Genomic DNA, 12,191 nt, shown 5'->3' with positions numbered 1-12,191 from the left:
TATAAGAGACAGGGCGGCGACGTCCTCGGTTTCGCCGTCGGCGGCCTTGCCCAGGCCCGTCGCGATCGCCCTGACCCGGGCCGCGCCGCCCAGCCGGAGCAGCAGCGGCTCGCCGAGCTCGACCCCGCGCAGGCGGCGCTCCTCCAGCGTCAGCGAACGCGTGGTGAGCAGGCCGCGGCGCAGCCGTAGCCGTCCCGGCTCGCGGTCCAGGCGGTAGCGGCCCCAGGACTCCGCGCACAGCAGCACCGCGCCCAGCACGCCCACCGCCGTGTTCGCCACGAGCAGCAGCGGCACGGCGAGCAGCGGCTGCGCGGCGATCCACTCCCACAGCGCGGTCGCCGCGCGGGTGGCCAGGCTCTTGGCGCCGAACGACGTGAACACCTTGTACATCGCCCCGAGCACCACCGCCGCGCCCGTGAACGTCCACACCGACAGCGGCGCGTACCACAGCCACGACCAGCGCAGCTCCGCCAGCGGCCCCCGCTCCGGGGCGTCCTCCTCCTGGCGCAGCAGCGTACGGCGCAGCGCCTCGGCCTCGTGCCTGGTCAGCGGGTCGAGGGCCAGCTCGGCGTCGTCGCCCGCGTGCTCACCGGTGCCCACCTTGACGACGATCAGCCCGAACATCCGGTTCACCGGGTCGGCGCGCAGGTCCACGCTGCGTACCCGCTCACGCGGGATCGAGCGGTGGCGTCGGGTGGTGACGCCCGACAGCAGCTCCAGGCGCTCGGGGGTGAGCCGCCAGCGGGACGCGCGCAGCCGCGCCGCGTCGTACGCCACCACGGCGGCCACGATCAGCACCGCCGCCCCGGCGCACGCGGCCGCGATGCCGGCGAACGTCCAGTCCCGTTGGGTGAGGAACCGGACGAGACCGGCACTGGCGCCCACGACGATCACCAGTGACTTGACCGCGGACGCCCACAGGCTCCGCCGCGCCAGCCGCCGCCATCCGCGGTCCCCCTCCGCCGCGCGTTCGCCCGCGAACGTGCTCATGTGGCGTCCCCCGGCGTGGCCTGGGTGATCGCGGTGAGGCGTTCGGCCAGCTCGGCGGCGAGCTCGTGGTCCAGGGCCTCGATCTTCACCGCCCCCGCGGAAGAGGCCGTGGTCACCGTGACGTCCGCCAGCCCGAACAGCCGCTGCACCGGCCCCCGCGCGGTGTCGACCCGCTGGATGCGCGACATCGGCGCCACCTGCCAGGTGTGCGTCATCCACCCCTTGCGCGTGTAGACCGCCTGGTCGGTGACCTCCCACCGCTCGACCCGGTACGCCGCCCGCGGCGCCACCAGCGCCAGTGCCAGGCATCCCGCCGCGAAGACCGCGACGACCACGCCCAGCCAGAGCGGCCGGTCCGTGAGGATGCAGTACGCCGCCACCGCGGCGCCGGCCACCGGCACCATGAGGATCAGCCACTGCACCGTCCACCACGGGACCGCCCGCGGATCGGCCTGGTTGCGCGGCGGGCGCAGCATGGTCGCGCTCAAGCCCCCTCCTCCGCCTTCTTCGCCGACTCCGCCATGGCGAGCAGGACGAACCCCAGCACGCCGATCACGATGGCTGCGAACACCTCGTATCCCTTCAAGAACGGCAGGTGGTTGACCACGAGCAGGTCGTGCGCCCACCGCCACCATCCGAACAGCGTGTTCAGCAGCCCGCCCGCTCCTTGCAGGAGCAGCAGCCAGCCGAACGCCGTCACAACCGCTTGCATGCGCCGAGCCTGGCCGCCCCGCCCGGCCGCCCGCGTCGGCCCCTGGTATCGCCCGGGACCTACTTTGGTCGCTGTCGCGGCACCCTCGGGTGGGCCTAACCTCGGTGGATGTGACGGAACTGCGGGCGGGCGGCGGCCAGGAATACCGGTGGGCGCTGCCGTCCGTGCTGCTCGGCGACGGGCTGGAGACCCGTCCCGTGCGGCGCTCCACGCGCGACTGGATCGTCGACATCGCCATGTTCCTCGTGGCCTGCGGCATCACGTTGCTGACGCTGGCGGAATCGCAGGCGCCCGAGCCGCTGCTCGCGGTGGAGCAGGTGGTGGGTGCGCTGGCGTGCGTGGCGGTGTGGCTGCGGCGGCGCTGGCCGGTCGGGCTGGCGCTGGTCGTCGGGGCGCTCTCGTCGTACCTGGACGCGGTGGGCGGGGCCACGCTGGTGGCGATGTTCACGGTCGCGGTGCACCGGCCGTTCAAGATCTCGGGGCCGGTGACGCTGCTCAACCTCTTCACGCTGGCCCCGTACGTCATGCTGCGGGCCCCGACCGACGAGGAGCGCACGTGGGCGCTGGCGCTCGGCGTGACGTTGGTGCTGCTGGCGTTCGCGTGGGGCATCGTGATCCGGGCCAGGCGGCAGCTCGTCTGGTCGCTGCGGCAGCGCGCCGACAGCGCCGCCGAGGAGGCCAAACGACTCGAACGCGAGCGCATCGCCAGGGAGATGCACGACGTGCTGGCGCACCGCATCTCGATGTTGAGCCTGCATGCCGGCGCCCTGGAGTTCCGGCCTGACGCGCCGCCGGAGGACATCGCCAGGGCGGCCGGGGCCATCAGGACCAACGCCCATCTGGCGCTGCAGGATCTGCGCGAGGTCATCGGCGTGCTGCGCCACGCGGGCCCCGACGGCGGCGATCCGGTGCCCGACCGGCCGCAGCCGACGCTCGCCGACGTGCCCGCGCTCGTCGAGGAGTGCCGGCAGGCCGGCATGGACGTACGCCTCGGCCTGCGGGCCGGCGGCGCCCCCGAGAGCCTGGGCCGCAACGTCTACCGCATCGTGCAGGAGGCGCTCACCAACGCGCGCAAGCACGCCGGCGGCGCGCCGGTGACCGTCTCCATCACGGGCGGGCCCGGCGACGGGCTGTCGGCGGAGGTGCGCAACCCGCTGGGCGTCCGCCACGGCGCGCGCCTCCCGGGGGCCGGCGCCGGGCTCATCGGGCTGACGGAACGCGCAGAGCTGGCGGGCGGGCGGCTGGAGCACGGCCCCGGTCCCGACGGAGACTTCGTGGTACGCGCCTGGCTGCCGTGGCCGGCGCAGACGAGCGGGGAGGACGACGCATGACGACCCCAGAGGACCGGATCAGGGTGCTGATCGTGGACGACGACGCGATGGTGCGCGCCGGGCTGTCGATGATCCTCGGGGCCGTGGCCGACATCGAGATCGTGGCCGAGGCCGGTGACGGGGCCGAGGTGCCGCCGCTGGTGAGCGCGCACCGGCCCGACGTGGTGCTGATGGACATCCGCATGCCCGGCATCGACGGGCTGACCGCCACCGAGACCCTGCGCCGCGCCTCCGCGCCGCCCGAGGTGGTGGTGCTGACCACGTTCCACGCCGACGCGCAGGTGCTGCGGGCGCTGCGCGCCGGGGCGGCGGGCTTCCTGCTGAAGGACATCGCGCCGGGCGACCTGGTGCAGGCCATCAGGAGGGTGGCGGGGGGCGAGCCGATCCTGTCGCCCGCGGTGACGCGGCAGCTCATCGCGCACGTGTCCGACGGCGGGGCCGACGATCGCGCCCAGCGCGCGCGCAGGCTGCTCTCGCGGCTCAGCGAGCGCGAGCGGGAGGTCGCGCTGGCCGTGGGCCGGGGCAGGTCGAACGCCGAGATCGGGCAGGAGCTGTTCATGAGCGTGCCCACGGTCAAGGCGCACGTCTCCCGGATCCTCACCAAGCTCGACCTGAACAACCGGGTGCAGGTGGCGCTGCTCGTCTACGACGCCGCCTCCTGAGCCGTCAGCGGGCGAGCAGCTCCTCCAGGGCGGCACGGTGCAGCACGAGGTCGTCGGGGTCGGCCGGCATGGGCTGCTCGCCGAAGTGGATCCTGCGCCGCCACAGCCTGGCCATGATGACGCCGTGCCGGAGGGCGGCGTACATTTCGTAAAAGTCCATGTCTCGCGGCTCGTATCCTGTTAAATCGCGATATTTCGCGCAAACGGCGTCGCATTGCATGAAGTCGGGCATGCCAGGAAGGCCCATGGCGACGGCGAAGTCCTGGAAGAACCGGTGCATGAAGATCATCCAGGACAGGTCCAGCTCGCGCGGCCCCACGGCGGCCATCTCCCAGTCCAGCACCGCGACCGGGGTGAAGTCGCGGAACATGATGTTGCCGATCCGGGCGTCGCCCCAGGTGAGCACGTCGGGCCCGGGGTCGTCCGGCCAGTGCGCCGCCAGCCAGTCGAAGGCCCGCTCCAGCACCGGCACCCGCAGGTCGCCGTGCGCCCAGGCGTAGTAGGCGCGCTGCGCCTCGACGTGCGCCCGCAGCCCGGTGGGCCCGAACAGGGCCAGTTCCGGCCGCGCGAACGCCGTCTCGTGCAGCGCCGCCACGATCTCCACGCTCGCGTCCTGCAGCCGCCGCCGGTCCTCGGGGGAGGCGTCGTGCAGCCAGCCCCCCATCGTGTACGGCGCCATGTCCGGCGGCACGTCGCCGTCCACGCACTCCATGACGATGAACGGCGTGCCGAGCGGCCCCGGGTCGGGCTCGAACCAGAGAGCCCGCGGTGCTGGGATCCCAGCTTTTTCCCGGGCCAGCCGCATGATCTCGAACTGCGCCCGCAGGTCGTACGAGGGGAACATGGGGACGGCTTCCGGCGCGGGGGCGAGCCTGGCCACGCAGCGGGTTTCCCGCCCGCCCCAGGCGGCGGTGAAGAAGAGGGTCTCGCTGGACAGCCCGTTCCCCGACGGCCTGGACATCTCGGACACCACGGCATGGCCGCCCACCTGGGCGCGGAGCCACGCGGCGGTGCGCCCGCGCAGTTCATCCAGGTCGCGGGTGGAGGTGCGCATCTGTTCTGTCACTTCGTGTCTCCCGGCTGGACATCCGTCCTTCGACAGTCGTACATCGGCGAAGGAAAGCGATCAAGCGCTTGTCCAGACAGGAGTGACCGTTACGGTCAGGTACGCAACAGCCGTACCCTTGTCTGAAAGGGCATGTCACGAAGGGACAAGTGGGATGAGTTCAGCGGGTGAAGGCCTGGCTCGCCCGCTGCCCGAGCCGGTCCGGCTCAATGTCGTCGACCTGGCCTCCCAGGTTCTCGGCACGATGCCCGCGACCCTCATACCGCCGCCCCTGCGCGGCATCGCCAAGTTCGACCCCCGCAAGCGCGCCAAACTGGGCAGCGCGCCGATCGCGGCGCAGCTGGAGAACGACAAGAAGTTCCGCGAGCTGGTCGCCGAGTCGGTGGAGTCCGGCTGGCCCGAGCTGGTCGCGTCGCTGGCGGAGGGCAACGTGCCGCCCGCCGCCGACCCCGTGCTCGTGGCCGCGGCCGCCTACCTCACCCGGCCGCCGGGCTGGGCCGAGATGATCGAGATGGCCCGGACCGACCTGGAGCGGTCGGCCGTGGCCGCCGAGGGCTCCGAGCGCGAGGAGGCCGTCAGCCGGCTGCGTGAGCAGCTCGCCGCCCAGAAGAGCGCCGCCAAGGAGGAGTCCGACCGGCTGCGCGAGCAGCTCAAGGTGGCTCGCACGGAGAACTCCGAGCTGCGCCGCAAGCTGCACGAGGCCCGCGAGCGCGCCAAGGTCGCCGTGCGCCGGGCCGAGGAGATGGAGCAGGCGGCGGAGGAGGCCAGGTCGGCCGCCTCGGTCGCGGGCAGCGCCGGCGAGTCGGAGCTGCGCCGCCTGCGCGAGCGGCTGGCCGACGTGGAGCGGCAGCTCGAGGCCTCGCGCCGGGCCGCGCGCGAGGGCAGGTCCATCGAGGACGCCCGTATCCGCGTGCTGCTCGACGCCCTTCAGGACGCCTCGGCCGGGCTCCGCCGCGAGCTGGCCCTGCCCACGACGATCAGCCGGCCCGCCGACTCCGTCGCCGCGGTCACCGGCGAACGTCCCGGCGTGCGCGGGGTCCCGGCCCGGGCGCTCGCCGACGACGACCCGCAACTGCTCGACCAGCTCCTGGCGCTGCCCCAGGTGCACCTGATCATCGACGGCTACAACGTCACCAAGACCGGCTACGGCACGCTCACCCTCGCCGACCAGCGCAACCGGCTGATGACCTCGCTCGGCGGGCTGGTGGCGCAGACCCGGATCGAGGTCACGGCCGTCTTCGACGGCGCCGAGCTCAACGCCCCCGTCCAGGTGGTGGCGCCGCGCGGGGTGCGGGTGCTGTTCAGCGCGCCGGGGGAGACCGCCGACGACCTCATCCGCCAGCTCGTCCGCGCCGAGCCGCCCGGCAGGGCCATCGCCGTGGTGTCGTCCGACCGCGAGGTGGCCGAGTCGGTCCGGCGCATGGGAGCCAGACCCGTTCCGTCGGGTTTGCTGCTGCGCCGGCTCGGCCGCGCCTAAATTACGAATTGGTACGTTCGGCTGAGCCCCACGTGCCACTTCTGTACGATTCGCCCCAGATGTAATCCCTGGGAGGCGAAACAGTGAGGTTTGGCCGGGTGCCGGTTGCCGCGGGTCTCGCGTTCGGGCTGGTGCTGACCCCGATGGGAGCGGCCATCGCCGATCCCCGGCCCACACTCAGTCAGGCCAAGGCCAAGCTCGAGAAGCTCAACGACCGCGCCGACAAGGTCGTCGACCGGTTCAACACCGCCAACGAGCGTTACAAGAAGGCCAAGTCCGGCTACACCAAGCTGAACACGAGCTACAAGCGCAAGCTCGAGACGGTCGCCGACCTGCGCACCCAGGTGGTCGGCATGGCCGTCGACAGCTACAAGCTCGGCACCGACGTCACGTCCTGGCCGGGCCTGGTCGGCACCGACAACCCCGACGCGGCGCTGAACGGCCTCGCGGTGGCCGGGCAGCTGGCTCAGGAGCGGGCGCAGAAGCTGGCGGCGTTCGACCGGGAGAACCGCGGGCTGAAGATCGAGCGTGACAAGGCGGAGGACGCCCTCGAGGCGGCCGACAAGGAGCGGGACGCGGTCGAGAAGGAGCGCGCGGAGATCCTCAAGCTGATCAAGGAGCAGAAGAAACTCCTCGATCGGCTCGGCGCCTACAACCCCGGCAACCCCAACAGCACCGGCATCAAGTACACCGGCCCGGCGTCGGGGAGCGCGGCGGCGGTGCTGCGGTTCGCGTACGCGCAGGTGGGCAAGCCGTACGTCTACGGCGGGACGGGGCCGGGCGGTTACGACTGCTCAGGGCTGACCCAGGCGGCGTGGGCCGCGGCGGGGGTGTCGCTGCCGCGTACGACGTGGCAGCAGTGGTCGTGGGGCGCCAACCGGCGGGTCTCCCTGGACGACCTCCAGCCCGGGGATCTCATCTTCAGCGAGGGGCTGGGGCACGTCAGCATCTACGCGGGCAACGGGAAGATCGTCCACGCGCCGCAGACGGGCGACGTCGTCAAGGTCGTCAACCTCTCCGACTACGGCCGCAACCTCGTCGGCGCCGTCCGCCCGTAACCCCCACCCACCGTCGCCACCCGGCGCCGCGGTGTCTTTCTGCTCTTTCCTGGTGCGGGCCCTTCTGGTTGGGTGGCTGCGCCGAGTGGGTGCTGTTCGCCGTCGTCGCCCCGGCGCCGGGGTGTCTTTCCGGCCTTGTCCGTCTTCCTTCCTTTACGGCTGCGCCAAGTGGGCCCCACCCGCCGTTGCCGCGCTGAGGGCCCTCCAGGGAGACGCTCCTCCGCCTCACCGGCGCGCCGCCGTGACGCGCGCCTACTTCAGACGGGCGAGGAGGTCGTCGAGGGCCTTGCCGAGGGCCGCGGAGTTGGCCGGGGTGAACCAGGTGGTGCGGATGCGTTCGTTGCTCCCGTTCGGCGTCTCGTGGTCGGCCGCGAGCCGGTCCAGGGAACGGGTCTCGTCGCTCAGGGAGCGGCCGACCCCCTGGAAGAGGCCGCGAACGTAGGCGTCCGCGTCGTCGGAGGCGATGCCGTGGCCGGCGGCCCACGACGTGAGCGTGGCGAGGTACGCGTAGTGGGTGGTCAGCGTCCCCGTCAGCGCCGAGAAGACGTTGAAGGCCGCCTCGTCCTCGGCGGAGAGCACCCCGCCCAGGTCTTCGAAGAGAGCGTCCACCACCGGATGCGACGGGTACGTCACCGTGACCGAGCGGCGTTCGCGAACGGCGGGCAAGGGGATGGCCCGGATCAGCGGGGCGTCGGTGGCCAGTGTCCGGCGCAGGTCGTCGTTGCCGACGCCGGCCATCACGTTGACCACCACCTGGTCGGCGTCCACCCGCAAGCCGGCGAGTGCGTCGTGCCGGTCCTGGCGGCGTACGGCGATGATCACCACCTCGGAGCGGTCCACGACCTCCTGGTTGCCGGCGCACACCCGCACGCCCTCGTAGCGCTCGGACAGCTCCGCGGCCGTGCGGGCGCCCCTGGGGGAGAGGAAGACCTCTGGCGGCTTGTCGCCCCCGTCGCACAGGCCCATCACGATGGCCCGGCCAATCTCGCCCACTCCGATGATGCCGATGCGCTGCACTATGTCTGCCTCCATGCCGCTTGTCGCGTTATGACCCGTCTTGATCCAAGTCTGTGGCGTCGAGCCGGTGTCAGCCGAGTCGGTGTCAGTCGAGGCCGTGCCGCGGTCTGCTCCACAGCAGCGCGACCGCCAGGAGCGCTGCCAGGCAGGGGGCCATTCCGGCCCAGCCCAGCGTCGGCGGCAGGCCGGTGTCGGAGGTGTCCTCGGTGAGCAGCCCGGACAGGCCGACGCTCGTGCCGAGGCGAACATCACGGTCGCGGCGGGGCGGGCCCGGCCGCGCTCGCGCCCCTGCTGGGCGACTCGGGGTCCGAGGCGGAGTTCGACCGCGTCCTCGACACGCTACTCGCCGGGATCCGCCACCGAGCCGCTCGGCAGACGACCCGCTGAGGCCCGCGGTTTTGGACCGTTCCACAACCCGCGCCGAGCGATGGACGTACCGGGTGGAGGTCCTGTGACAGATGTGACTGAAGTGACAATTGGTACCTGACAAAAGGTCTCGTTCATAAGTGTGAGAAGGGTCACTTTTAGGTAACGGTGCCTGGGGCTCCAGCAGGGGTTTCGTATCTGACTGACCCTTTTCAGTGATCTTTACAAGCTGACTGACCCTTTGCCGATTTTTGACCTGCGAAGTAGCTTCTGGCGTCGTCACGGCGGACAAGCCATGTCGCCGCGAAACCACATCGGTCCCTCCCGATGTGAGAGATGAACCCTCCGCCGGTCGCCCCCGGTATCCCCATCACCGAAGATCGGGCGGCGGCCTGCCGAATCCGTGCAGCCAGGAGGCACGGAGCCGGGGAACCAGCGATCCCACGTCCCCTAGGGATCAGGGGTGAATCGGCGTGCCATCACGCCGTAGGGCGATCTTCCAGGCCCGAATCCGTCAGCTAACCCGGTAGGCGTTCGTGGAAGACCCAAGGAGAAATCCTGTCTACAACCCTGCAGAACCCCCGCCTGTCCCGTCTCGTCCTGAGTGGCGTTGCGCTCACGGTGTCCGTGGCGGCCGGAGGTCTGGTCCTCCATGCCCCGGCGGCCCAGGCGGAGACGGCGACGAGTGAATCGGCGGACTCCGCGGCGCAGGCGGCGAAGACCGCCCGTACCGCGAAGTCGGCCACGGCCGCCCGCAAGGCGGCCAGGATGGCCCGGCAGCAGGCCAAGGCCCACAGGGCCGTGGCCGCGGCGAAGAACCAGATCGGTGACCCGTATCGGTACGGCGGCACAGGGCCTGGTTCGTTCGACTGCTCCGGTCTCGTCCAGTACGCCTGGAAAAAGGCCGGCGTGAAGCTCCCGCGCGTGACGAACAGCCAGTTCGCCCGCGTCAGGACGAAAATCTCGTGGCGCAATTTGAAGCCCGGAGATCTGATGTTCTTCAACGGGCTCGGCCACGTGGGCATGTACGTCGGCAAGGGCAAGATGATCCACTCGCCTCGGACAGGCGAACGGGTACGCATCGACAAGCTGGGCGGATGGCGCAAGTCGTCGTTCGTCGGCGCGGTCCGTCCCGGCCTGTGAGGAAGCCCCGCCCGGCTTCTGGGAGTCCCCCTCCCCGGACCGGGCGGGGCTCTTGCGCGTCCAGGGGCATTACCATCGGGCATCATGTCCGAGCAGGTGAGCCGGCGGGCCGCGGTGACGGGCCTGCTGCTCCTCGCCTTCGCGTCCGGCGGCGCCCCGGCCGCCGACGCCCCGATCGTTCCCCCCGGGCTGCGCGGCCTGTGGCCGGACGGCGCGGTCATGACCCGCGGCAGCCGCTCCACCGTCGCCGGCCACCGCACCGACCCCGCCGTGCTGGCCGAGGTGGCCCGCAGGGCCGACACGGCGGCGCTGCGCGTCTCGGCGGTGCTCGGCAGGCCCGTACGCCCCCTGGTGGTCGTGCCGGCCTCCGCCCGCGAGGCCGCCGCGCTGGCCGGAGCGGCCCGCCTCGACGGACTCGCGGCGGTCGCCGACGGCGGGCGCGTGATCGTCGTGCCGGACGCGTTCGCCACCCTCAACCCGATCGGCAAGGACGTCGTCCTCGCCCACGAACTCACCCACGTCGTCGCCGGCACGGACGGCGTGCCGCCCTGGCTCCGAGAGGGATTCGCCGACTACGTCGGCTACCGCGACGCCGGGCTCCCCGTGGCGACGGCCGCCGCCGAACTGGCGGCCGAGGTCCGCGCCGGACGCCTCCCGAGCGCTTTGCCCGGACCTGCGGCATTCGCCGCCGACGGGCGTGACCCCGGCCGGCTCGCGCGGGCGTACCAGGAGGCGTGGCTGGCGTGTCGCTTCCTCGCCGACAGGTTCGGTGAGGCCACCCTGGTGAGGCTCTACCGTGAGGCCCGCGCGGGCGGCGTCGAGGAGGCGCTCGCCGCGGTGGGTCTCTCCGTCGCCACACTGGCGGAACGGTGGCGCGCGTACGTACGGGACCTGCTCGTATGAAGGGGAGGCAGATGAGCGACCGACAGGACGGTGACGGCGCCTTGGACGCCGCGGAACCGGAGAAAGCCTCCAGCAGGGGTCAAGGGGGATCTGGTGCAAGCGGCCCGGATCGGGAAGGACCCGCCCAGGGGGCGTCGCGAGAGGGTGGGGAGGTGTCCGTGGCGGCGGACGACCGGCGGGCCGGCGGCCCGGATCCGTACGACGGGCGTTCGAGACGCCAGGCGGCCGTGGCGCTGGTCCTGCTCGGCCTCGCGACCGTGGCCGCGGCGGTCCTCACCACGCCCTGGCAGGTGCTGACCGGCGGGCCGCCCGATCCGGCCCGCGACTTCACCGCCGCCCAGATCGCCAGGGCGCAGGTGTTCGACGCGGCCATGAGCCTGCCGAGCTACCTGTCGCTGGCGATCACGCTCGTCTTCGCCGGCGTCCTCGTCGCCACCCCGTTCGGCGCCCGGGTGCTGGACCGGCTGAAGGGCCCCTGGTGGCTGCGCGTGATCCTGGGCGTCGTCGTGCTCACCGCGATCGTCGAGCTGCTCCGCTGGCCCCTGGGCGTCTGGTCCGAGACGCTGCTGCGCGACTACGGCCTGTCCGTCCAGGACTGGGGCAGCTGGACGGCCGACCGGCTGAAGAACCTCGCCGTGGAGGTGTTCCTGACCTCCCTGATGCTGGTCGCGCTCGTGGCGCTGGCCCGCAAGGTGCGGCGGTGGTGGATCCCGGCCGCGGCGGGCGCGTTCGCGCTGACGGTGGCCGCGTCGTTCGTGTACCCGGTGGTGTTCGAGCCGCTGTTCAACGACTTCACCTCCATGCGGCAGGGCCCGCTGCGGACGAACCTCATGGCCATGGCCGAGCGCGACGGCGTGCCCGTCGAGGACGTCCTGGTGGCCGACGCCTCCCGCCGGACGACGGCGCTCAACGCGTACGTCTCCGGCTTCGGCGCCACCCGCAGGATCGTCGTCTACGACACGCTGCTGCGCGCCCCGCAGCCCGAGGTGGAGCTCGTCGTCGCCCACGAGCTGGGCCACGCCAAGGAGGACGACGTGCTGCACGGCACGCTGATCGGCGGCCTCGGCTCGGCGCTCGGCGCGATCCTGCTGTACCTCGTCTTCGGCGCCCTGCGGCGGCGCGCCGGCGTCACCTCGATCGCCGACCCCCGGGCGGTGGGCGTCGTCATGGGGCTGATGACCCTCGGCACGCTGCTCATGAGCCCCGCCCAGAACCTGATCAGCCGCCACATCGAGGCCAGGGCCGACGTGCACGCGCTCGACCTGACCCGCGACCCGGCCACGTTCGTCGCCATGCAAAGACGCCTGGCCGTCACCAACATTTCGGATTTGTCGCCGGATGCGATGGAATATCTGCTCTATGCCTCCCATCCGTCCAGCCCGGAACGCATCGCGATGGCCCGCGCCTGGGCGAAGCTGAACGGCGCCCCGGTGCCGTGACCGAGCGCGTCCCAGAGCCCGCGACAG

At 72.1% G+C, this 12,191-nt stretch carries 12 protein-coding genes and 1 riboswitch; of the genes, 7 read left to right on the top strand and 5 right to left on the bottom strand.

Annotated features, from left to right (window positions below; genetic code table 11):
- The 3 genes from C1J01_RS17170 to C1J01_RS17160 form a co-directional block, all read right to left on the bottom strand.
- The coding region (locus tag C1J01_RS17170) for a PH domain-containing protein (protein WP_146615632.1) at window positions 1-990 on the bottom strand (990 nt) is incomplete at its 3' end.
- Window positions 987-1,478, bottom strand: coding sequence for a PH domain-containing protein (locus C1J01_RS17165; RefSeq protein ID WP_235854492.1), 492 nt, complete (start codon window positions 1,476-1,478; stop codon window positions 987-989). The genes C1J01_RS17170 and C1J01_RS17165, both read right to left, overlap by 4 nt.
- Entirely contained in the window at window positions 1,475-1,702 is a 228-nt protein-coding gene (locus C1J01_RS17160) for a hypothetical protein (RefSeq protein ID WP_146615631.1), read from the bottom strand. Before C1J01_RS17160 ends, C1J01_RS17165 begins: the two co-directional genes overlap by 4 nt.
- Before the next feature lie 110 nt (window positions 1,703-1,812).
- On the opposite strand from C1J01_RS17160, the gene C1J01_RS17155 reads away from it, so the two are divergent.
- Together C1J01_RS17155 and C1J01_RS17150 are read left to right on the top strand one after the other, a co-directional pair.
- Entirely contained in the window at window positions 1,813-3,033 is a 1,221-nt protein-coding gene (locus C1J01_RS17155) for a sensor histidine kinase (RefSeq protein ID WP_235854491.1), read from the top strand.
- Window positions 3,030-3,695 (top strand): response regulator, encoded by a 666-nt coding sequence (locus C1J01_RS17150; protein WP_111179978.1) that lies wholly within the window; start codon window positions 3,030-3,032, stop codon window positions 3,693-3,695. Before C1J01_RS17155 ends, C1J01_RS17150 begins: the two co-directional genes overlap by 4 nt.
- 4 nt (window positions 3,696-3,699) lie before the next feature.
- On the opposite strand, the gene C1J01_RS17145 is transcribed toward C1J01_RS17150, so the two are convergent.
- On the bottom strand, window positions 3,700-4,761 hold the full coding sequence (locus C1J01_RS17145; protein WP_111179977.1) for a phosphotransferase family protein: 1,062 nt from the start codon (window positions 4,759-4,761) through the stop codon (window positions 3,700-3,702).
- Window positions 4,762-4,915: 154 nt separating this feature from the next.
- On the opposite strand from C1J01_RS17145, the gene C1J01_RS17140 reads away from it, so the two are divergent.
- Both C1J01_RS17140 and C1J01_RS17135 read left to right on the top strand, forming a co-directional pair.
- A complete protein-coding gene (locus C1J01_RS17140) occupies window positions 4,916-6,238 on the top strand; it encodes an NYN domain-containing protein (protein ID WP_111179976.1) in 1,323 nt (440 codons plus the stop codon).
- Window positions 6,239-6,336: 98 nt separating this feature from the next.
- Entirely contained in the window at window positions 6,337-7,296 is a 960-nt protein-coding gene (locus C1J01_RS17135) for a C40 family peptidase (protein WP_111179975.1), read from the top strand.
- A gap of 252 nt (window positions 7,297-7,548) precedes the next feature.
- Here the strand turns inward: C1J01_RS17135 and C1J01_RS17130 are convergent, their stop codons facing one another.
- Entirely contained in the window at window positions 7,549-8,328 is a 780-nt protein-coding gene (locus tag C1J01_RS17130) for an NAD(P)-binding domain-containing protein (protein WP_111179974.1), read from the bottom strand.
- Between the two features lie 734 nt (window positions 8,329-9,062).
- Window positions 9,063-9,227: riboswitch (cyclic di-AMP (ydaO/yuaA leader) on the top strand.
- A 79-nt stretch (window positions 9,228-9,306) separates the two neighbouring features.
- On the opposite strand from C1J01_RS17130, the gene C1J01_RS17120 reads away from it, so the two are divergent.
- The 3 genes from C1J01_RS17120 (at window position 9,307) to C1J01_RS17110 (ending at window position 12,164) form a co-directional block, all read left to right on the top strand.
- Entirely contained in the window at window positions 9,307-9,822 is a 516-nt protein-coding gene (locus C1J01_RS17120) for a C40 family peptidase (RefSeq protein WP_235854490.1), read from the top strand.
- 84 nt (window positions 9,823-9,906) lie between these two features.
- Entirely contained in the window at window positions 9,907-10,725 is an 819-nt protein-coding gene (locus C1J01_RS17115; protein WP_111179972.1) for a gluzincin family metallopeptidase, read from the top strand.
- Between the two features lie 152 nt (window positions 10,726-10,877).
- Window positions 10,878-12,164 carry a M48 family metallopeptidase gene (locus C1J01_RS17110; protein ID WP_235854489.1) on the top strand — a complete coding sequence of 429 codons (1,287 nt, stop codon included), beginning with the start codon at window positions 10,878-10,880 and terminating at the stop codon, window positions 12,162-12,164.
- The last annotated feature ends 27 nt before the right edge of the window (window positions 12,165-12,191 follow it).

The sequence above is a fragment of the Nonomuraea aridisoli genome (genome assembly GCF_003236395.1).
In the GTDB taxonomy this organism is placed as follows: Bacteria; Actinomycetota; Actinomycetes; order Streptosporangiales; family Streptosporangiaceae; genus Nonomuraea; species Nonomuraea aridisoli.
The sequence above is the reverse complement of the archived record's forward strand: the minus strand, read 5'-3'. Positions and strand labels throughout refer to the sequence as shown.

What these genes read in the sequence shown, in the direction of transcription:
- C1J01_RS17130 (WP_111179974.1), bottom strand. Translation starts at nt 8,328, where the DNA reads ATGGAGGCAGACATAGTGCAGCGCATCGGCATCATCGGAGTGGGCGAG.
- C1J01_RS17140 (WP_111179976.1), top strand. Translation starts at nt 4,916, where the DNA reads ATGAGTTCAGCGGGTGAAGGCCTGGCTCGCCCGCTGCCCGAGCCGGTC.
- C1J01_RS17160 (WP_146615631.1), bottom strand. Translation starts at nt 1,702, where the DNA reads ATGCAAGCGGTTGTGACGGCGTTCGGCTGGCTGCTGCTCCTGCAAGGA.
- C1J01_RS17115 (WP_111179972.1), top strand. Translation starts at nt 9,907, where the DNA reads ATGTCCGAGCAGGTGAGCCGGCGGGCCGCGGTGACGGGCCTGCTGCTC.
- C1J01_RS17150 (WP_111179978.1), top strand. Translation starts at nt 3,030, where the DNA reads ATGACGACCCCAGAGGACCGGATCAGGGTGCTGATCGTGGACGACGAC.